At 39.7% G+C, this 20567-nt stretch carries 22 protein-coding genes and 1 other annotated feature; of the genes, 4 read left to right on the top strand and 18 right to left on the bottom strand.

The annotated features are described in order from the left end of the window. Nucleotides 1-294: 294 nt before the first annotated feature. From ACGLXV_RS18485 to ACGLXV_RS18500, 4 genes are all read left to right on the top strand, one after another. Entirely contained in the window at nucleotides 295-663 is a 369-nt protein-coding gene (locus ACGLXV_RS18485; RefSeq protein ID WP_391559803.1) for a VOC family protein, read from the top strand. 86 nt (nucleotides 664-749) lie between these two features. Further along, nucleotides 750-991, top strand: a binding site (T-box leader). Between the two features lie 50 nt (nucleotides 992-1041). Next, nucleotides 1042-2376 carry a branched-chain amino acid transport system II carrier protein gene (gene brnQ, locus ACGLXV_RS18490; protein ID WP_391559804.1) on the top strand — a complete coding sequence of 445 codons (1335 nt, stop codon included), beginning with the start codon at nucleotides 1042-1044 and terminating at the stop codon, nucleotides 2374-2376. A gap of 124 nt (nucleotides 2377-2500) precedes the next feature. Continuing rightward, nucleotides 2501-2947, top strand: a complete 447-nt coding sequence (locus ACGLXV_RS18495) for a hypothetical protein (protein WP_119706633.1) — start codon at nucleotides 2501-2503, stop codon at nucleotides 2945-2947. Beyond that, nucleotides 2935-3222, top strand: coding sequence for a YxcD family protein (locus ACGLXV_RS18500; protein WP_391559805.1), 288 nt, complete (start codon nucleotides 2935-2937; stop codon nucleotides 3220-3222). The genes ACGLXV_RS18495 and ACGLXV_RS18500 overlap by 13 nt, the downstream gene beginning before the upstream one ends. A 39-nt stretch (nucleotides 3223-3261) precedes the next feature. Here ACGLXV_RS18500 and ACGLXV_RS18505 read toward each other — a convergent pair whose 3' ends face one another. The 18 genes from ACGLXV_RS18505 to ACGLXV_RS18590 all read right to left on the bottom strand — a co-directional run bounded on the left by ACGLXV_RS18505 (nucleotide 3262) and on the right by ACGLXV_RS18590 (nucleotide 20368). Then, nucleotides 3262-4710 (bottom strand): PAS domain S-box protein, encoded by a 1449-nt coding sequence (locus ACGLXV_RS18505; RefSeq protein ID WP_391559806.1) that lies wholly within the window; start codon nucleotides 4708-4710, stop codon nucleotides 3262-3264. Nucleotides 4711-4831: 121 nt separating this feature from the next. Further along, nucleotides 4832-5008: a sporulation histidine kinase inhibitor Sda gene (sda, locus tag ACGLXV_RS18510; RefSeq protein ID WP_240390662.1), complete on the bottom strand. Its 177-nt coding sequence runs from the start codon at nucleotides 5006-5008 to the stop codon at nucleotides 4832-4834. Between the two features lie 263 nt (nucleotides 5009-5271). Beyond that, complete coding sequence (locus ACGLXV_RS18515; protein ID WP_391559807.1) at nucleotides 5272-5928, bottom strand: LysE family transporter; 657 nt, start codon at nucleotides 5926-5928, stop codon at nucleotides 5272-5274. Between the two features lie 17 nt (nucleotides 5929-5945). Further along, entirely contained in the window at nucleotides 5946-6731 is a 786-nt protein-coding gene (locus tag ACGLXV_RS18520; protein ID WP_391559808.1) for an urease accessory protein UreD, read from the bottom strand. 23 nt (nucleotides 6732-6754) lie between these two features. Next, nucleotides 6755-7369, bottom strand: coding sequence for an urease accessory protein UreG (gene ureG / locus ACGLXV_RS18525; protein ID WP_119706628.1), 615 nt, complete (start codon nucleotides 7367-7369; stop codon nucleotides 6755-6757). A 16-nt stretch (nucleotides 7370-7385) separates the two neighbouring features. Continuing rightward, nucleotides 7386-8072 carry an urease accessory protein UreF gene (locus ACGLXV_RS18530; RefSeq protein WP_391559809.1) on the bottom strand — a complete coding sequence of 229 codons (687 nt, stop codon included), beginning with the start codon at nucleotides 8070-8072 and terminating at the stop codon, nucleotides 7386-7388. Continuing rightward, nucleotides 8065-8511: an urease accessory protein UreE gene (gene ureE, locus ACGLXV_RS18535; protein ID WP_119706626.1), complete on the bottom strand. Its 447-nt coding sequence runs from the start codon at nucleotides 8509-8511 to the stop codon at nucleotides 8065-8067. Before ureE ends, ACGLXV_RS18530 begins: the two co-directional genes overlap by 8 nt. 9 nt (nucleotides 8512-8520) lie before the next feature. After that, nucleotides 8521-10230: an urease subunit alpha gene (ureC, locus tag ACGLXV_RS18540; protein WP_391559810.1), complete on the bottom strand. Its 1710-nt coding sequence runs from the start codon at nucleotides 10228-10230 to the stop codon at nucleotides 8521-8523. After that, on the bottom strand, nucleotides 10231-10551 hold the full coding sequence (locus tag ACGLXV_RS18545) for an urease subunit beta (protein WP_391559811.1): 321 nt from the start codon (nucleotides 10549-10551) through the stop codon (nucleotides 10231-10233). Between the two features lie 15 nt (nucleotides 10552-10566). Then, the gene (locus ACGLXV_RS18550) at nucleotides 10567-10869 is read right to left on the bottom strand and encodes an urease subunit gamma (RefSeq protein WP_119706623.1); all 303 of its coding nucleotides are present in this window, start codon (nucleotides 10867-10869) and stop codon (nucleotides 10567-10569) included. Between the two features lie 259 nt (nucleotides 10870-11128). After that, complete coding sequence (locus ACGLXV_RS18555; protein WP_391559812.1) at nucleotides 11129-12289, bottom strand: ABC transporter permease; 1161 nt, start codon at nucleotides 12287-12289, stop codon at nucleotides 11129-11131. 13 nt (nucleotides 12290-12302) lie between these two features. Continuing rightward, on the bottom strand, nucleotides 12303-13502 hold the full coding sequence (locus ACGLXV_RS18560) for an ABC transporter permease (RefSeq protein WP_391559813.1): 1200 nt from the start codon (nucleotides 13500-13502) through the stop codon (nucleotides 12303-12305). A gap of 12 nt (nucleotides 13503-13514) precedes the next feature. Continuing rightward, nucleotides 13515-14450 carry an ABC transporter ATP-binding protein gene (locus ACGLXV_RS18565; protein WP_391559814.1) on the bottom strand — a complete coding sequence of 312 codons (936 nt, stop codon included), beginning with the start codon at nucleotides 14448-14450 and terminating at the stop codon, nucleotides 13515-13517. A gap of 148 nt (nucleotides 14451-14598) precedes the next feature. Continuing rightward, nucleotides 14599-15267 carry a response regulator gene (locus tag ACGLXV_RS18570; RefSeq protein ID WP_391559815.1) on the bottom strand — a complete coding sequence of 223 codons (669 nt, stop codon included), beginning with the start codon at nucleotides 15265-15267 and terminating at the stop codon, nucleotides 14599-14601. After that, nucleotides 15264-16457, bottom strand: a complete 1194-nt coding sequence (locus ACGLXV_RS18575; protein WP_391559816.1) for a sensor histidine kinase — start codon at nucleotides 16455-16457, stop codon at nucleotides 15264-15266. Before ACGLXV_RS18575 ends, ACGLXV_RS18570 begins: the two co-directional genes overlap by 4 nt. 107 nt (nucleotides 16458-16564) lie before the next feature. Beyond that, a complete protein-coding gene (locus tag ACGLXV_RS18580) occupies nucleotides 16565-17035 on the bottom strand; it encodes a flavodoxin domain-containing protein (protein WP_391559817.1) in 471 nt (156 codons plus the stop codon). Continuing rightward, nucleotides 17016-18062 (bottom strand): ribonucleotide-diphosphate reductase subunit beta, encoded by a 1047-nt coding sequence (locus ACGLXV_RS18585; RefSeq protein ID WP_391559818.1) that lies wholly within the window; start codon nucleotides 18060-18062, stop codon nucleotides 17016-17018. The genes ACGLXV_RS18580 and ACGLXV_RS18585 overlap by 20 nt, the downstream gene beginning before the upstream one ends. A gap of 20 nt (nucleotides 18063-18082) precedes the next feature. Continuing rightward, the gene (locus ACGLXV_RS18590) at nucleotides 18083-20368 is read right to left on the bottom strand and encodes a ribonucleoside-diphosphate reductase subunit alpha (protein WP_391559819.1); all 2286 of its coding nucleotides are present in this window, start codon (nucleotides 20366-20368) and stop codon (nucleotides 18083-18085) included. Nucleotides 20369-20567: the final 199 nt, after the last annotated feature.

A 20567-nucleotide genomic window follows, 5' to 3' on the forward strand; every position in this document is an offset into this window, starting at 1 on the left:
TTTATTTGCGATTCTCCGATTTTATTTGCGATCCTGGAAATTTATTTGCGATTCTCCGATTTTATTTGCGATTCTGGAGATTTATTTGCGATTCTCAGATTTTATTTGCGATCCTAAAAATTTATTTGCGATTCTCCGATTTTATTTGCGTTCCTCCGACTTTATTTACACCCACGAAACCTGCCCCACTAAACCTATAAGCTCCCCTTATCCCCAATCATAATATTTCCATATTTTACTTATTACCTCTTTCTTCCTACACTTAAACTATCAAACACGGAAAGGAGCGATTGTATGAATTTTTCATTTTTAAAAATTGATCATATTCAACTTGCTGCACCGGCTGGCAGCGAGGATCAAGCAAGGCATTTTTTTAGCACGATCCTTGGTCTAGCAGAAATCGAAAAACCCTCGGCGCTAAAAAAACGCGGAGGCGTTTGGTTTCAACTCGGCGGTCAGCAACAGCTTCACATTGGTATCGAAGAGCCCTTTTCTCCAGCTAAAAAAGCTCACCCTGCATTTACAGTTAAAAACCTTAGCTCATTAAAAGATCACCTGCAAAATAAGCATGTACCGTACAAAGAGGATACCCTTATTCCCGATGTTGATCGCATCTATATCGAAGACCCGTTCGGCAATCGAATTGAAATCATCGGAGAATAATAATTATATTCATCCAATTAATAAAAATATAAATGTTCAAAATATATTGACATAACATTTTTCATTTGTTAAATTATTTAACATATTACAAATTGATGACGAGAAGAGTAGGATTTAACCCTTGTACTAAAGAGAGTCGACGTATGGTGAAAGTCGATGTTCAAGCTGAATCTGAAAATCATCTCCGAGATGCAAAGCTGAACAAGAGTAAGCTTTGACGGGTTCCGCCGTTACAAGGATCACGTATGTTGGTACGTTGACTAAGAGCCGACTGCTTTTTTGCAGCGGAATTAGGGTGGTAACGCGAGCTATCAGACTCGTCCCTTTCATTAGGGGCGGGTCTTTTTATTTTTCTAAAATAGAAAAGGGGAAAAGAAAATGAAAAAATTTGACACTTTGGTTATCGGATTAATGTTATTCTCAATGTTTTTCGGAGCTGGAAATTTAATCTTCCCTCCTGTATTAGGAGCACAAGCAGGAACCTCTTACTGGCTAGCTATTGGCGGATTTATTTTAACAGGTGTAGGATTGCCCTTTGCAGTACTCCTTGCCGTATCACTAGTCAAAGATGGAGCCGAAGAAATCGGCAACCGTGTTCATCCATGGTTCAGCACGATTTTCATGGTGATTGTGTACCTTTCCATCGGACCATTCTTAGCTATTCCGAGGAATGCAACAGTTGCTTATGAAATGGGAGTCAAACCATTCTTAGGTAACTCCTTCAACTCATCTTTCGTTCTATTAGTATTTTCTGCCGTCTTTTTTGCACTAGTATTTGTAGTGAGTTTAAACCCTTCGAAGATGGAACAATATATGGGGCGTTGGATCACTCCGGTCTTACTTGTTGCTATGGTTACTTTATGTACAATCGGTTTAATTAATATGGATGGCAGTTTACAAACTCCTGCTGAGCAGTATCAAGCAAATGCCTTTTCCACAGGCTTCATCGAAGGATATAACACGATGGATGCGCTTGCCGCTCTTGCGTTTGGAATCGTTATTTTATCTGCGATTAAGCAAAGAGGGATTACAGATAAGAAACAATTAACCAAGTATACATTGAAGGCAGCACTTGTAGCTGGCGTTCTTCTCTCACTAGTTTACGTAAGCCTAGGACTTATTGGTGGAAAAATGGCTGCTACTGGTTCGTATGCAAGCGGCACGGATTTGTTAACAGCCGTATCCACACTGTTACTTGGTTCAAGTGGCAAGGCACTTCTAGGAGTCATTTTCACCCTAGCTTGCTTTACAACAGTCGTCGGTCTTACCGTTGCATGTGGCCAGTACTTCTCCAAGCTTCTACCAAAGGTAAGCTATCGAACAGTGGCGCTTATTGTTACACTCATTGGATTTACACTTTCCAATATGGGACTTGCACAAATTTTAAAAGTTTCTGTTCCGTTTCTTGTGACTGCTTACCCGCTAACAATCGTTTTAACAGTGCTGACATTCTTTAGTCGTTATTACAAAAATATTCGTAAAGTATATGGAAGTGCGATGTTATTTACTGGTGTTTTTGCTGTTAATAGTGGCCTCACCACAGCCGGAGTAAACCTAGGATTATTACAAAGTGTGGCAAAAGCACTCCCATTTGCCTCTGTTGGTCTCGAATGGATTATTCCTGCTTTAGTTGGAACAGCTATTGGATTGCTCCTTGGAACCTTCGAAAAGAAGTCTGTTCAATCCCAACTAGTAGAAACAAAAGCATCCTAATTTCTCCATAATAGAATGGAACCTCTTTCCATTCTATTTTTTTTATAAAAATGAAACCCTTTCTCCTCTCACTCGTATACAATAGAGTAGTAGAAATATACATTACAGGGGGAAAACAAAAGGAATGAAAAAGTTACTATCAGCTTTGCTAATGGCAGCACTCATTTTTTCACCAGTTGGAAACATTGTGTTCCAAGATCACACCACAACAGTGGAAGCAAAATCGTATAAATCCGGAAAAAGAAGCTTTAACAATAATACGGATACAACGACCAATAACAACAATTCATTCTTTCAAAATAAAAAAACGGATTCGACAACTACAACGAAGTCTACAACAACAGCAAATAAGGGGTTCTTCTCTGGCGGTCTGATGAAGGGGCTAATGATCGGTGGGCTTGCTGGTCTATTATTTGGTAGTCTATTTGCAAACATGGGGATCTTAGGTTCCATTCTTGGATTCATGATAAATGTGTTTGCTATTATCATCCTAATTAATATCATTCGCATGGTTTTTACCGCTCTTAAAAAGAAAAAGAAGCAAGAGAATACAAACACATGGAGAAGCTAATTATCTCTGAACAAGATATTATTAATGCCGTTTGTGTTTATATAGCTAAGAAAAAGCAAATAAATCCAGAAGCAGTGGAAGTGGAGCTTATGTATGACGATGACTATGGCTTTTCTGCTGAAGTGTTTGTAGATGATCGAAAACAAGTGCTTATCACTGCAAATTTAATTGAAGCGTTACGCCTCTGGATCGATGAGTATTTAGGAAGAGATCCCTATGCGCCTATCAAGCTACATTTAGACGACAACGAAGGAATCATTGCTTATATTGGATAAACCAATAAAAATAATAACCTCATCCACTTTTGGATGAGGTTATTGTATGTTACTAAAGCAGGGCAAAACGATTTCAATCGTTGTTCCTACATTTACTTCACTCGATATATGTACGGTGCCACTATGGCCTTCAATAATATTCTTACTTACCATAAACCCTAAGCCAGTTCCCGTTTCTTTTGTTGTATAAAAGGGCTGTCCGATCTTGGATAGGATCTCTTTCGGTATTCCACAACCGGTATCTTTGAAACGAATGGTTATACCAGAAGTCAGCATACAATTTTCCATTTCAATATGTAAAAATCCCCCGTCAGGCATGGCATCAAAAGAATTTTTCATAAAATTAATGAACACTTGCTTAATTTGGTTCTCATCACAATGAATAATTGGTAGATGACTTTCGTGCTTTAAGTCCACCTGAACACTTTTCATATTCGCTTCTGCATCTAATAATGAAATACATTGCTTTAAAATTAAGCGTAAATCAGTTTCTTTAAAATTGTTTTTTTGCGGCTTTGCAAGTGACAATAATTCACTTAATATAAGTTCAATTCTCGCTATTTCGGATTCAACAATTTCGTAATATAGCTGTTTTTCATTGGAGTTTTGCAATAGCTTTAAAAAGCCTTTAATAGCCGTAATTGGATTTCGAATTTCATGCGCAATTGCTGCTGACAATTGTCCGGCAATAGAAAGCTTTTCCGACTGAATCATTAGTTCTTCCGCTTGTTTTCGGTCTGTTATATCACGAAAACTAACAGCGATCCCGTTCTTGATTCCCTGATGATCCTTAATCGGAAAACTTGTAATCATTACATCCTTTACAATACCATTTTTCTTTTTAACGGTTGTTTCGTATCCTTCCACACAATCTCCACGAAGGACCTTTTCCTTTAATTTCTCTTCTTCTTCATCTGCCAAAAATCTCACATCTCGCATTTTTACGCCAAGTAATTCCTGAAGATTCCAACCAAAATCTACTTCAAACTTCGTGTTAGCTTTTGTAAGAATTCCTTCTTCATTAAAGATCAAAATAGGATCTAAATGATGATCAATTAATGATTCTAGCTGGGATTTAAGCCTATCCATTTCTGGTTCCATCTGTTTTCTAGCTGTGATATCAACCACTTGGCCTATAATATAATCCGCTTGCGACGTACTAACCTTATGGGCACTAATTGAGCCCCAAATCACTTCACCATTCTTATGTACAAACCGCTTTTCTAAATGAAAAGCATCTACTTCTCCAGCAACTAACTTTCGATAATTTGAATCTATCGTTAAATAGTCTTCTTCATAAAATACACACTTTAGCCCAAAATGAACGATTTCTTCATTTGAATATCCTGTAAAATGACAAAAGGACGAGTTTGTTTTCACAATCTTACCATTTATCCCCAACACCACCATCCCTAATGGCGCATGGGTAAATGCCTCAAACAATAGTTCTTTATCCATTGCATGTAATTCCAAGAAAGTTTCTGTCAATTCCCTATCCCCTATGAAAGAAAATTAGCGGATTCCCTAAAAGGTTTGCTCCTGCAAATATATAGGATCGCCCTTACTTCTCATTATTTTAACCTGCCAAACCTGCTCGTAAAGTTTATGTCTATCTAATCGTATTTGGCGAAAGGTCAATCACTGCCCTATTTTGATAATTTTCTTCTAAATGTCTTAAATTTCTTTTTTCTATTTCTTCCTCTAACAACTGTATAAATTCATTATCTAAAGCCAACTTCAACGCTGCAGCATAAGCATCCATCAACTCTTTATCTGATATTTTCAAAACTTACTATACCCCTTTTTTCCAAACTTGCTGCATTCCGAAAGGATTTAATAGTTACGATTATGTCTTCATGCAGCGTAAATACTATTAGATTGTTTCTGCCCCCTGCTTACTCTTTATTCTAACAAAAAATGGTATTTTAGGATTTTTTTTATTTATATATACATATAATTCTAGTTTAATGTATTCAAATTTGTCTATTAAAAAATACAAAAAAAGGAACTGCTCGCATATGCAGTCCCTCTAAAAAATCCTATAGCTGTTTATTGAAGCCATAAATGAAAGAGACCTTCATTTATACCCAAATTATACATATAGTAAACACCGAATATAGCACTTACCACACCTGTAACTTGTGTAAAAAGCTTATTTATACGAAATTTTCGAGCGCTATAAATAAAAGGAAGGCCAATAATAGTTGTAAACACTAGCATCCCGACAATCGTTCCTAATCCAAAAATAAGGATGTACACCATTCCTTCCCACAAGGTACTGACCGTACTCAATGTTAACAATACCATAGCCGCACTGCCTGCCAACCCATGGATAAAACCCATGAATACCGCCTTAAGCGACATTCGTTTCCCCATATGATTCGGTTCATGAGCCATATGCTTATTGTAATTCTTTATCGATCGAAAAGTGGTCACACCAAAGTACACAAGCATGATCCCAACTAAAAATTCCAACGACATCGCCCACTCTTCTGGAATATTCCCTTTTAATAAGATCATTAAAACTCCTGTTAAAAGAAGAGTTGACGTGTGACCAATCCCCCAAAAAACCCCTATTAGCGATGATCTCCAAAGCTTTTTGCTTTGGGAAGCAACAGTTGAAACAGCAATCACATGGTCAGGTTCTAGCGCATGCTTGATTCCTAATAAAAAGCCTAAACTAATTGTTGTCAGTAACCCAACCAATACATTCACCCTTCTTTCTATTTTCTTAAGACCAAATCTGATTTCTCGAGAAGCTGCTTCCTAGCATATTGATGAGCATAGGTAATGACCTTTTCGATTGATCTTGTGTCATGAGCAAACATCCTAATGATCACACCATTTTCAGGCAGGGTTGAGATCCCTATTTTTCCACCATTCACCTGATCTTTCACATGCTCATATAATTGGTCTCCAAAATGTTTTCCCGCTTGTTTATGAAGGATGATAAACGTACCCATATGTGTATATTGTTCCATTTGCATTAAATGACTGATTCCAGACCTTGGTTCTAACAATAAATGATCAAATAGGATGAGCTTTTCTTCCTTATATACCTTTAACTTTGAGCGTATGCTATCGTATTGAAATGGTGATCCACCTTCCGACCACCCGGGTGTCGTAATATCACAATAGAAAAGGCACGCTCCCTCTTCCATATGTACCTCTGTATGTTGGATATATCGAGCACCTTCATAAGCGATCAGTGGGTCTGGCATATACTCTAGCAAACTCTCCGCTTTAAGGGTAATGTTCATCTCTTGAATAACAGGGGAATTCGGAGTTTTGTACACTTTCGTATACGACTGGGTTGTTACAGAAATCTCCGCTCCTTCTTCTACCAGTAGATTGGTAGAATAGAAATCTCCATCAACATATCCTCCACCCACATGAATAAGGTAAATAGTTGGAGACTCCTCTTCAAGATAGACTGGTCTTGTTACCTTAAAAGCTCCCTCATAATAACAATTCGCAATAATCGTTTTGTTACCCTTCCTTCTTGCCACAAGGTGTAACAACCCGGTTGGACTCATGATTCTAATCCAATCAACAAAGCTTCCTTTTTAATCCACTCAACCACTTGATCTAAGCCTATTTCGTCCTTCAAGTTCGTAAAAATATATGGCTTTTCTCCACGAGCAGAGATCGTATCACGTTCCATAATTTCAAGGCTTGCCCCAACGTACGGAGCCAAGTCTGTTTTGTTTATGATAAAAAGATCAGACTTAATCATTCCTTGCCCGCCTTTTCGAGGGATTTTCTCGCCTTGCGCCACATCAATGATATAGATCGAAAAATCAACTAATTCCGGGCTAAAAGTAGCTGCTAAATTATCTCCACCACTTTCTACAAAAATTAGTTCAAGGTCGGGATGTTTTTCCTGTAACTCTTCAATCGCCGCAAAGTTCATCGATGCATCTTCACGAATCGCCGTATGTGGACATCCACCTGTTTCCACCCCAATAATACGATCCTCTGGTAATACACCGTTTTTGATTAAAAACTGAGCATCTTCCTTTGTATAAATATCGTTTGTCACAACAGCCATACTTAGTTCCGCTTCCATGGCTCGAGTTAATTTTTCAACAAGCATGGTTTTCCCTGCTCCAACAGGGCCACCCACTCCAATTCGTATTGGTTCCATCACTTTTTCCTCCTTTTTAAGACATAAATAATCGTACATGTAGCCGTTCATGGCGCATCTGAGCGATTTCAAGTCCAGGGGAAACCGCCCCTAAATCATCCATCTTTAGGTTAGCTATTGTATTCACAGCCTCTCCTATCACCTGTTGAATCTCCAATACTATTTTCTGTCCGTCCGTTTGCCCCAGCGGAATGCCCCTCACACCGTTTTGTACTAGGGTCGAAATGGTTGAATATAAATAACTCCCAACAGCTGATCGCTTCCCAACATTTAACCCATACGTCACGATTGCAAACACAAGCGCCGGATGACCGTACACTCTCTTCTCCTTCATCCACTTAACATAATCTTGTAAAGCAGGGGATGGATACAATTCCAAGCAAAGCTTCGCCATCCGCTCTCCGATTCTACGAGTTCCTATTCTCGTTTCGGCAGCGAGACTAGAGGTATATAACAAATGATCTAACTCTATCAAACGGTCCCAATCTTCATTTTCGATAGCTTCATAGGATAAATAACAGGCTAATCCATCGGTAAAAACAAGCTGCTTCTGAATATACAACACTAATGCCTGGTAAAAGCTATTTTTATCATGGATTTCTCCTTCCTGAATATACGTTTCGATACCAAAGGAGTGCGAAAATGCTCCTGATGGAAAATTCGAGTCGCATAACTGAAGGAGAGATAAGACCGGGTTAATCATGAGAATGTCCAATATGACGGAATGCCTGTTTCACCTTTCGCTGTTCTCTTTTGTATGGAATAGCTAGTTGTTGCAATAGTTCTTCGACTAAATAGTCGTACTGAACAAGCATTTCATTTCCTTCAAACTGTGCTGGCATATGACGATTGCCTAACTGATGAGCAATCTCCCCCATCTGTTGAATCGAGCTTGGCATAATGGTCAGAAGGTCATCTTCTTTTACAGAGATAACAATCATATTTTTTTCATCCATATAAAGGACATCCCCGTCCACTAACTCTTTATTCTCCCGTAATCGAATGCCAATTTCGTGACCATGGTCAGTGACCACTCTTTGAATTCGTTTAACAAGATCATCGCTTTGTAAATACACTCGCTCGACATGTGGAGATCGTTCTTTTAACGTGGCAAGGTTGCCAATAACTTTTTCAATAATCATGCAATCACCTCAAAATAAGAAATAACGTTGCGCCATCGGGAGTACTTCAGCTGGCTCACAAGTCACCAGTTTTCCATCTACCTTTACTTCATACGTTTGCGGATCCACTTCTATTTCTGGTGTTTCTCCATTTAAAATCATATCTTTCTTTGATAAGCTCCTAATACCCGATACAGGCTTTATGATTTTTTGTAAACCAAGCTTCTCAGGAATGTTCTTCTCAAGTGCCGCTTTCGAGACAAACGTCATACAAGTGGAGTATTTCGCCTTCCCTAACGATCCAAACATCGGACGATACACCACTGGTTGAGGAGTGGGAATACTTGCATTCGGGTCTCCCATTAAACTATAAGAAATGAAACCACCCTTTACGACGATCTCCGGTTTTACACCAAAAAACGCAGGATCCCATACGACTAAATCGGCTAACTTCCCAACTTCAACAGAACCTACATACTCTGAAATCCCATGAGTTATTGCTGGATTAATCGTATATTTGGCTATATACCTTTTCACACGGTAGTTATCTCCTAACCCCTGATCCTGCTCAAGCTTCCCTCTTTGCTTTTTCATTTTGTCTGCCGTTTGCCACGTTCTCGTGATCACCTCACCGACTCGTCCCATTGCTTGTGAATCAGAAGAAATCATGCTAAACACACCGAGATCATGTAAGATATCTTCTGCTGCGATCGTTTCCTTTCGAATCCTTGAGTCAGCAAAGGCAATATCTTCCGGTACACTAGGATCCAAATGATGACAAACCATAAGCATATCCAGGTGTTCTTCAAGCGTATTGACCGTAAATGGTCGTGTTGGATTGGTGGAAGAAGGCAAGATATTGGGCATGCTAGCCGCTTTAATAATATCTGGAGCATGTCCCCCTCCTGCACCTTCTGTATGATACGTATGAATGACGCGATCTCCAATAGCCGCAAGAGTATCCTCCACGAATCCACCTTCATTTAATGTATCTGTGTGAATCGCAACCTGAACATCAAATTCGTCAGCAACCGTTAAGCTTGTATCTATCGTCGAGGCGGTCGTTCCCCAATCTTCGTGTAATTTCAAGCCGATGGCACCAGCCTCTATCTGTTCTTTTAACGGATCCACATGGGAGGCATTGCCTTTTCCTAAAAAGCCAATGTTTATCGGAAGCTCTTCTGCCGCTTCTAGCATTCGATGAATATTCCAAGGCCCGGGTGTACAAGTTGTCGCATTGGTACCAGTGGCAGGTCCTGTCCCGCCACCAATCATCGTGGTAACACCAGAAGAGATGGCCGTTTCCACTTGTTGTGGACAAATAAAGTGGATATGTGCATCAATTCCACCTGCTGTAACAATCATTCCTTCAGCTGCAATCACTTCCGTCCCCGCTCCAACTAGTACCTCTACGTTATCCATTAATAATGAATTTCCCGCCTTACCAATAGCAGCAATATAGCCATTTTTCACACCGATATCTGCTTTATAGATGCCAGTGTAATCTAAGATAATGGCATTGGTGAACACAAGGTCCATGGTCTTTTCGCTTGTAGCTAACGGATGCTGCCCCATCCCATCACGGATGACCTTTCCGCCGCCGAACTTCACTTCATCACCGTACGTAGTAAAATCTTTCTCAATCTCAATAAAAAGCTCAGTATCAGCTAGCCTTATTGCATCACCAACGGTTGGTCCATACATGTCACTGTATTGTTTTCGAGAGATACGAAAGGTCACCTATTTCTCCCCCTTTGCAATAGAGCCATTCGTTAAATTATTCAAACCGTACACCTTCTGCTCTCCTGAGAATGAGACAAGTTCTACCTCTTTTTCATCCCCTGGCTCAAATCTCACAGCCGTCCCTGCTGGAATATCTAAATGCTTCCCAAACGCTTTCTCGCGATCAAATTGCAATGCTTTATTCACTTCATAAAAATGAAAATGAGAGCCAATCTGAATGGGACGATCTCCTCTGTTTAACACCTGAATCGTAATAGACTCTTTGTTTTCATTACAGACGATCGGTTCTGTTTTCAGTACGTATTCACCAGGTATCAACTTGTTCCCTCCTCTTTATCGTATTGGGTCGTGGACAGTCACAAGCTTGGTTCCATCCGGGAAGGTAGCTTCCACTTGAATATCCGGTATCATCTCTGCAACACCTTCCATCACGTCCTCTTTTGATAGAATGGTAGATCCGTAACTCATTAATTGAGCTACTGTCTTTCCGTCTCTTGCTCCCTCTAATACTTCGTAAGTGATGATCGCTATCGCTTCCGGATAATTAAGCTTCAATCCACGATTTTGTCTGCGACGAGCAAGATCTGCGGCAACAACAATCATTAACTTTTCCATCTCACGTGATGTCAGTTTCACTCCAGAATCTCCCTTCTAATTATATTTATGACATAAAATGGTTTATTTTCTAACAACTAACGTAACAAAACCTAACATATACTTAAAATACCATGTATTACCTTGTGTTACAATTAAAATAAGTCAGAAAAATCACAAAAATAATCTTCCTCCCCTACGCAAAAAAGTGGTGAACTACTTTTTCAATATTTTGAAGAAGAAGAGCGATACATGTAAAAAAGGCCATTCGTGTTAACAAATGACCTCTCCTCATATATTATCATTCAAATTTCACTCGACTTATCCCGATAAATAAGAACAATATTGCAAAAACAAGCAACAAACCGATTTGATCAATGATATCTAAAACTCCTGCCCCATTTACTAATAAATCCGTAAAGCCACTCATTGCCCACGTTTGCGGTAAGAATTGCGCTATTTTTTGCATAAATTCCGGTTCGATTTCCAATGGCCAATACACTCCGCTGATCATACAAGTGGCAACTACGACGACATTTCCTATTGCAGCCTGTTGCTCTACCGTTTTTACTAAGGTAGCAATGAGTAATCCAATTCCGACGACCGCTAACAATAATGCCACCATAAGTAATAGTAATGCCACAGGATCGCCCCAATGGACTCCGAATAAATAATGAGTAGAAACAATCAATAGGGCGAACTGAATAAATCCTATGATAAAGAAAAACAACAAATATCCTGCCGCTATTTCAAACCGCGAAGCTGGAGCAATCAGCAAACGAGACCACACCCCACTGCTCCTTGCCTCTAATATAGTTCCAGTTACACTCATAATCATAATCATGACAAACATAATCGAAAAACCTGGTGCTACCCTTGATGCTCCATTGATTTCTGCTGTTGAACGCTTCTCTTCTATATTCGTTTTCTTAATATGAAATGAAGTCTCCTTTATGTTAGAATCTATTTTTTCATACATTACCGACCATTCATCCCCACTATATCGGCTCCATTCAGAGGAAGCTGACACCATTAAGCGAAGTTTCATTAACCGGTTTTCCACTACCTCTTTTATTGGACCACTTGAAGTAAACTCAGGTATTGTCAGGAATGTCATTTCTGGTTCCTTCTTCGAATTAATTTCCTGTTTAAATCCACGAGGAATGACAAGTGCTGCTGCCACTTTCTTTGACTCAAGGTAATCGATCATCTTAGTCTCGCTGACCGCCTCTATTGTAAAAAGACTATTCAATTCTTTGAGTTGATGTGTAAATTCCTTTGAAAGAAATGAATCGTCCTTATCCACCAGTAGTACTTTTGTTTTTTCCATACTCTCCCCTGATGAAAGGCCGCCAAAAATAAACGTAAATAAAAGTGGCATCAAAAACATAACAACGTAGCTTTGTTTCTTTTTTAATAATCTCTTTAACTCAAGACCACAAATTGTTACAATTTTCCTCACGAATCTCCCTCCTTTAATTTGTTTTAAGCTTCCATGTTCCAAGAGCGAGCGATACTATTCCTAACGATAGCAAAATTAAAATGGCTGGAACCAACTCACTCCAAGTAGTCCCTGACATAATGTCTAAGAAGCTTGTTAATGCCCATTTATTCGGAGTCACACTAGCGATTGTTTTCAGTCCCTCTGGAAATAAATAAATGGGTAGCATGGAACCTCCTAAAACAGCTAGAATTTGTATACCGATACTACTAATGACGTCAGTTGTTTTCTCCTCTTTAACAAACGCAGCTATCATCATTGATAATCCTGAAACAGCAAAGGAATAACAGAAACCAATCGTTACCACCTGGTAGAGGTTAGAACCCCAGTCCACTTTAAAAAAGGTGGAGGTTGCTCCAAAAAATACAAGAAACTGGATAAAAGCAAACAACAAAGTTCCTAGAAATTTCCCCAATAGGATCGATACCTTCCCAGTCGGTGTCATCGATAAACGTTTAAGTGTTTCAGTTGTTCGTTCTTGTAAAAAAGATTTCGCCCCCAGCGTCATATTAAACAGTAAAAACATCACAGCCATCGCTGCCGCATAATATTGCATCGAGCCAACATTTTTCTCACCAATGGATGCAGCCCTTAGCTCCCCACTACTTATTGATTGAAGCTCTAACTGAACTTCTGATGCTACTTGCTGCATATTTATTTCACCGGTAGATGCTGTCACGGAAGAACTAATATCCTTCATTACTGTCAACGTCGTTACTGCGTGTATTTGAATCTGCTCACTATACGATTTCAGCAAAGAGTCGATAACAGCGGTTTTGGTCTTTTGGTCCGGTTTTTCTAGTAATGTAACACTCTTTAAGATGCCTTGATTCATCCCACTGCTCCACTCTTTCGGAAAGACGATCCCAACATCAACTTTCCCTTCAGTAAGCAGCTCTCTTAGTTCTTCTTCACTCTTACTTTCTTTTATTTTTACGAAGACAAAAGTCGGTAGTACATCCCACACAAACGCTTTTGCCATTTCATCGTCATCACTTAAATAAACCCCCACTTTTGTTTCGGCGAAACCTCCTTCTCCACCCATTACTGAGTTTAATGCAAACCCAAGAATAGCCGTTAATATAAGTGGAGTTAACAACATCGTGACAAATCCTTTTCTATCTTTTAAACGAATGGTGAAATCCTTCCAGGCAATCAGAAGACTCTTTTTCACTTCTATCTCCTCCTAGTCCCTTAAAGATCTTCCTGTTAATGAAAGGAATAAGCTTTCTAAATTAGGTTCATTTACCTCCAATGATTGGACATTCACATTTCCCTGTACAGCAAGTGTAATCATTTCACCTACCACCTTTTGATGGTTTGTAACGAATATTTCAATAGAAAGGTCCTCAGGGTGTGGAACCACCTTCCCTACTTCGTCTATCTCTTTCACTTTGTTTAAGAATGACTCATCCAGCTTATTAACACTTACTTTTATAAGCGTTCCCTCTGCTAAACGTTGAAACAAATCCTTCTTTGTTCCAAGAGCGATCATTTTCCCTTTATCAATAATTCCAATACGGTTGCATAGGAATTCAACCTCTTCCATGTAATGGCTTGTGTAAATAATAGTCATGCCATTTTTATTAAGTTCTTTTACCGTTTCTAAAATATGATTTCTCGATTGAGGGTCAATTCCGACCGTTGGTTCATCCATAATTAAAAGCTCCGGTTTGTGCATAAGCGAAGCACCAATATTCACTCGTCGCTTCATGCCACCGGAAAAAGTTTCAATTTTCTCTTTTGCACGCTCACTTAATCCCACATATTCTAATACCTCATTAGCCCGTTTTTTTGCCTCATTCCGAGTTAATCCATACATTTTCCCCCAGAACAATAGATTTTCCTTCGCTGACAACGTTGGATACAAGGCAATTTCCTGCGGTACTACCCCGATTTTCCTTTTAATGTCCAATGCGTTCTTCGTTACCGATAAACCATCCACTTTTATTGCTCCCTTATCAGGGGTAATAATGCCTGAAATCATTCCTATTGTTGTTGACTTTCCCGCTCCATTCGGACCAAGTAAACCAAAGCTCTCCCCTTTTTGGACATGAAAGGAAATCCCTCGGACAACCTCATTTTTATCATAGCTTTTCAGCACTTCTTCTACTTGAAGCATGTGATACACTCCTTCCCAATACTCGCTACCCTTATCTTAGCGATAAAGGAGAATCCTTCCATGTAGCTCAAGATAGAAATTAGGGCATGAAAAAAAGACCTATAAAAAGGTCTTTGATCTATGACCATATGCCAAAAGTCATGTACACTTATTTATCAAAGGTAGTAATTCCATATCGTACTGCAAATATGGCTGCTTGTGTTCGATCTCTTACCCCTAATTTACTGATAATATTAGAAACATGATTCTTTGCTGTACCTTCTGTGATAAAAAGCTTTTCAGCTATTTCCTTATTGCTTAGTCCAAGACCTAGCTCACGCAACACCTCTAACTCTCGTTCGGTTAGTTCTTCCACTTCCATGGGTGCCTCCGAGCAAGCTCCATGGTCCAGCTTCTTTGTTTTCTTTAATTCCTTAAGCATTTGCGAGGTAATATCAGGTGGCAACACAATCCCCCCAGAGTATACCGTCTTTATCGCCTGGACAATGGTATCTGTGGGCATATCTTTTAATAAATACCCACTCGCTCCCTCTTCAAGGGCATCAAATATAAGTTCATGATCCTTAAACGTCGTTAACATGAGGACCTTTGTGCCCGTTGTATATTTTGTAATCAGTCCTGCTCCTTTTACCCCGTTTGTTCCTGGCATTCGAATATCCATAAGGACAATGTCAGGGTGAAGCTCCTTCACTCTCTCAAAGGCGTCCGCACCATCGCTAGCAGTTCCTACTACTTCAAGCCCCTCCCTCAGTCCAAGCAAGGTTGATAGTCCGTCTCTAATAAGTGGTTGATCATCTACAATGATTACTTTTATCATACTCTTTTCCCCGCAATCCATGTTCTTTCTAATAATGGGAAATGCACCTTTACACAGAATCCTTCCCCTTCATTACTTTCAAAGGTCACAGACCCACCATGCTCTTCAATGCGTTCCTTCATGTTTATTAATCCAAATCCTTTGGTGATCATTCCTGTTCCTATCCCATTATCTATTATCACTAATAATATTTCTTCCGCCGAGCAGTTCAGTTTGATATGACAAATTGTGGCACCTCCGTGGCGCTTAGCATTGGTGACGGATTCCTGGATGATACGGAAAAGAGTGGGTTGAAGAGAAATGGGTACGACAGTAGGATCGCCGGAAACACTTAGCTTCGCCTCCAATTGAGTGGACTCACGGAAATCATTGAGCATCGTTCGGATTGTCGGAATGAACGCATACTCCTCCCCTTCGTCTTCATGAAGCGTCCGTACTGAAAATCTCAGCTCCTGGAGCGCCCCTCTTGCTAGATTGTCACAGGTCTTCAATGTATTTTCGGCCTTTACAGAATCCAACTTAAGCAGCTCCCGGGCCAATTCCAATTGGACGATCAAGGCGGTCATTTTGTGTCCCACCGTATCATGAATATCTCTTGCAATTCGATTTCGTTCGCGTATGGTTGTTAAGTTCTCCACTTGTTCCGAATAATGGCGTAATTGTTCATGCGCATCAGTTAAGGCGACGTGTGACTCATTTAATTGCTTATACTGTGCATCCATTGTTTCTTGAGCATCATATAATTTTCGAATTAAACTCCCTACCACTGCTCCAAACCCTACAAACGAGCCACTTATCAAATTCTCAAAGACAGCCCACTCCCCCATGACTCTCGCACTGTAGACCATGACGATTCCCCACGAGACAAAAAACATAGCGATACCAATCCACAATCGAATTTTACTGGATTCATGTATCGTTAACGTTACGGCTACTACACCGAATAATATTAAATACAATGACATATGAGGAAAGAATATCCCAAACGAAAAGCTCAATAGCCCATCAAGTAATATAAGATAAAACGAGATCCTCCCATGTTTCCCCGATATTATGAGAAAGTGATTACAAACGAAAAGAATAACAGCAAGAATGACGTACCCTTTTAAGAAAAGGTTACCTTTAGGAACATCATTAAAGAAAACCATTCCTAATAAAAAGAACATAATGATCCGGGTATAAACTAACAAGTGATCACCTCTTTTTGATAATCTTACCATTTAATTCTAGAAGCAACGGAAAAAGCCTTCTCAAATATAGAAAAAAGGCACTAGGTTTATTTACCCAGCGCTCTCTTTTATGCTGTTCGTTGTCCCATCATTCGTTCCATCAGGAGACGTACAAATTTCTCACATTTTGGATGTTCCTGCTGCTGTGGGGTTAATTCAATCTTCATGGTAGCTGTTAAGATCGTATGCACATAAAGCATGTCTTTAAATTCATCTACCGCCCCACAAAAATGAGGATAGAACCGGTCACCTGTACCAACGACTCCCGTAACAAGATGTGCTACCTTTTGTCGTTCAAATTCGTGGTACAAGGATCTCATTTCAGCCGGAATTTCTCCATTTCCCCATGTGTATGTTCCAATAATGATGGCATCATACTCACTGATTGTTTGCAAGTTAAAATTCTCTATTTTAACCTTCGTCACATTTACTGAATACGACTTAAAATAGCTAAAAAGCAAGTTCATTAGTTCTTCCGTATTCCCTGTAATCGATGAGTAAATGATAGCCACCTTTGTATTATAATTCGTCAAAGCCATTTGATTGCGTCACCTTTGTATAGGTACGGGATTTCTGCTCAAAAAAGTCTGACTTGGTTTCATTGATCATTTCGTCACTAAACACTTGGATCCATGGCATGGAGTTATCACGATCACCATAAAGGTGATCCAGACCTAATTGGCGAAGTCTTTTATTCGCCAAATACTCCACATATTGCCCGAACTCTTCCAGGTCAATTCCGTTGATCTCTGCTAATATTTCTCCAGCCCACTCCTTCTCAAGATCTACCGCTTCTTTGATGCGATCGTATGCATATTGAATGTTTTCCTCGTTATTTAACTCTGGATTTTCCGTTAACATAATACGTACAAACTGAGAAATAAAATACGCATGCTGCATCTCATCTCTTTGGATATAACTAATCATTGTACTAGTTTTAAGCATTTTTTGCTGACGAGCAAGATTATAGAAAAAGGCAAAGCCCGCATAGAAGTAAATTCCTTCTAAAATAATGGAGTTAATCCCTAATTCATAGAGATTTTGAGCGGATGGATGTGAACGGAACTTTTCATACGCATCCAAGATCAGCTGGTTTCTCTTTTGTACGATCGGATCATCCTTTGCCTGATTGAAGCGGGCATTTTGTTCACTGACCGGAACCAATGAACTTAATATATATGAATACGACTCATTATGAACGGCCTCCTGTTGAGCGATTACAGCAAAGATGGCCTTGAAGCTAGAATCGGTCACATAATCTAGCACTTGACTCATGGTTGGTGTTTGAAGGCTATCAAGGGAAGCAAGCTGCGTATTGACCCGTAAAAAGATATCCTTTTCGTGTGAAGATAATGAATCCCACTGCTTTATATCATCTTGCATATTGATTTCTTGCGCCTTCCAAAAATTAGACAGCAATGTTTGATACAGATCATACATTTGTGGGTAGGCGATATCATTCCAGTTTAATAGACCAGAAGATTGTCCGTTAATAATACCTGTTGAACGATTGGGAAACGTAGGGTTCAACAGTTTGATTTTATTTAATGGTGCGTTGACTGACATTGTCACTTCTCCTTTCAAGCTTAGCTATGGCAAGCTTCACATTCTTCAATCTCCGACTGCGAGGTACTTCTTACGTAATACGTTGTTTTTAACCCTTGCTTCCAAGCTTCTACGTGTAAATTAAGCAAATCCTTCGCTTTAATATCATGTCTCACATACAAGTTAAAGCTGATCGATTGGTCGATATGGCGTTGACGAGCAGCGTTTTGGCGAATACTCCACACTTGGTCTAACTCATGCCTTGCTCTTCGGTAGTACGTGTATGTGCGATGGTTCAAGTCAGGTGCGGTTACCTTGAACTTAAAGTTCTTCTTTTCCTCCGCATATTCAACTGCGTACAACGGATCAATTCCATCTGTAGAGCCGCCAATTTTCGCAGTGGAAGAATTCGGAGCAATCGCCATCAGCCAGCCATTACGAATACCGTTTGTCTTTACTTGTTCCTTTAGTTCACTCCAACGCTCAGAAGTGTAATTTCTTCGCTCGAAGTATTTTCCTGAAGCCCATTCTGACGTCTCAAATTGACTGAAGGCTCCTTTTTCTACGGCAAGCTCCATAGAAGCTCGAATCGTATAATACGCAATATTTTCATATAGTTCATCTGCAAATTGGACCGCTTCCTCTGATTCCCAATGAATGGATTGTAATGCCAAAAGATGATGCCACCCAAATGTTCCTAAACCGACAGCACGGTATTTTTGGTTTGTTAGTTCGGCTTGTCCGACTGGAATCGTATTAAGATCGATGACATTGTCTAGCATACGAACCTGAATCTTTATTAATCGTTCGAGCTCATTGGCACCATAAGCCTTTGCCAGATTGATAGATGACAGATTACATACAACAAATTCTCCGGGCTTTCTCACGATTACTAGATTGCCATCTTCGTCCTTGTATTCTTTTACAATCGTTGTACTCGACATGTTTTGGGCGATTTCTGTACATAAATTACTGCAGTAGATAGACGTTCTTCCTTCTGCACGCTTGTTAGGATTTTGACGATTCACCTCATCTCGATAGAACATATAAGGTGTACCTGTTTCGAGCTGTGCCACCATAATTCGGGCCATAATATCCATCGCACGGTAGGTTTTTCTTGGTAAGAGTGGCTGATTCACAGCTTCTTCGTATTTTTCTGTAAAATACTTTCGATCTTTTTCATCGTAAAAATCCTCTAGACCAAGAGGTGTTCCGTTTTCATCCTTCCAGCCCATCAACTGCTTCACCTGATGCGGACAAAATGTATGCCATTCTCCAATGCTTCTTCCGCTTTCATCTTTCTCCAGAAGCTTTTCCATAAATAAATCGGGGATTGTGACTCCTGTAAAAATATCATGAGCCTTTCTTCTCTCGTCCCCATTATTGGTCTTTAGTTCAAGGAAGCCATTCATCACGTCTTTGTGGAATACATCTAAATAAATGGCAACTGCCCCTTGTCTTTGACCTAACTGGTCCACGCTAACGGCAGTGTCATTAATCAAGCGGATCCATGGCACGACTCCAGAGGACATCCCTTTGAACCTTTTAATATCGGAACCTAGCGCACGAACCTTTCCGTAATAAATTCCGATGCCGCCGCCTTCTTTACTTAAGCGAGCGATGTCCCAGTTATTTAGATAAATGCCGTCTAGCGAATCATCCACTGTGTCGATAAAACAAGAGGACAGCTGACCAAAGTTCTTCCCTGCATTTGATAAGGTTGGTGTTGCTACCGTCATATATAAATGGCTAAGAGCCCAGTAAGCTTCTTTTACTAACTCTAGTCTTTTGCCTTTAGATTCATTCATCATGATGGTCATCGCAATAACCATGAATCTTTCTTGCGGTAACTCATATACATTTCTATCATGATCTCTTGCAAGGTAACGATCAGCAAATAAAAACAGTCCAATATAGTTGAAAAGCTTATCTCGTTCTGGACTGATTGCCACTGCTAATTCTTTAATTTCTCCCTCTGTATACATTTGCAGCAGTTTAGGAGAGTAGATCCCTTTCTCTGTTAACGTTTCTAGCAAATCGTAAAAGTTCCCATATGTATGTGATGAATCGTATTTTCGATTTTGCGAAGCTTGTTTGTATAATTCGGTTAAGTATATGCGCGCGGCAACAAATGTCCAATCTGGCTGGTCCATCGCGATTTTATTTAAAGAATAAAATAAAGCTTGTTGGCTCACTTCTTTTTTTGCTGCCTCTAATTCATTTACCATTTTCGTCATCTCAGTGGCGTCTAATTGATAAGTTGAAGAACACTCTTCAATCGCCTTTAACACCGATTTATAATCTTCAAGTACATCTACTACTGTCATGATCGTCCCTCCTGAAATTTTGAAAAGCGCAAGCGCCCGTTTTGCGCACGACAGGACTGGAGCCCTTTGACTGAGATAAAGGAAACACGGAGAGCGCAAGCGATCCGATGTTGACTTATCGTAGGGAAGAGAGCGAAGTACACTAGTCGCTGGGCGCTGGAGCTAGACACTGTTCAAAGTTCAAAAACTTATACTTTCT

Source organism: Robertmurraya sp. (assembly GCF_036676585.1).
Lineage (GTDB): Bacteria > Bacillota > Bacilli > Bacillales > Cytobacillaceae > Robertmurraya_A.

Bases quoted from the DNA above. Each gene is read 5' to 3' on its own strand.
- ACGLXV_RS18530 (WP_391559809.1), bottom strand. From the start codon at position 8,072: ATGATTAACCCGGTCTTATCTCTCCTTCAGTTATGCGACTCGAATTTT.
- ureE (WP_119706626.1), bottom strand. From the start codon at position 8,511: ATGATTATTGAAAAAGTTATTGGCAACCTTGCCACGTTAAAAGAACGA.
- brnQ (WP_391559804.1), top strand. From the start codon at position 1,042: ATGAAAAAATTTGACACTTTGGTTATCGGATTAATGTTATTCTCAATG.
- ACGLXV_RS18500 (WP_391559805.1), top strand. From the start codon at position 2,935: ATGGAGAAGCTAATTATCTCTGAACAAGATATTATTAATGCCGTTTGT.
- ACGLXV_RS18585 (WP_391559818.1), bottom strand. From the start codon at position 18,062: ATGTCAGTCAACGCACCATTAAATAAAATCAAACTGTTGAACCCTACG.
- ACGLXV_RS18565 (WP_391559814.1), bottom strand. From the start codon at position 14,450: ATGCTTCAAGTAGAAGAAGTGCTGAAAAGCTATGATAAAAATGAGGTT.
- ureG (WP_119706628.1), bottom strand. From the start codon at position 7,369: ATGGAACCAATACGAATTGGAGTGGGTGGCCCTGTTGGAGCAGGGAAA.
- ACGLXV_RS18570 (WP_391559815.1), bottom strand. From the start codon at position 15,267: ATGATAAAAGTAATCATTGTAGATGATCAACCACTTATTAGAGACGGA.
- ACGLXV_RS18495 (WP_119706633.1), top strand. From the start codon at position 2,501: ATGAAAAAGTTACTATCAGCTTTGCTAATGGCAGCACTCATTTTTTCA.
- ACGLXV_RS18580 (WP_391559817.1), bottom strand. From the start codon at position 17,035: ATGGCTTTGACGAATTATAATACAAAGGTGGCTATCATTTACTCATCG.
- ACGLXV_RS18485 (WP_391559803.1), top strand. From the start codon at position 295: ATGAATTTTTCATTTTTAAAAATTGATCATATTCAACTTGCTGCACCG.
- ACGLXV_RS18590 (WP_391559819.1), bottom strand. From the start codon at position 20,368: ATGACAGTAGTAGATGTACTTGAAGATTATAAATCGGTGTTAAAGGCG.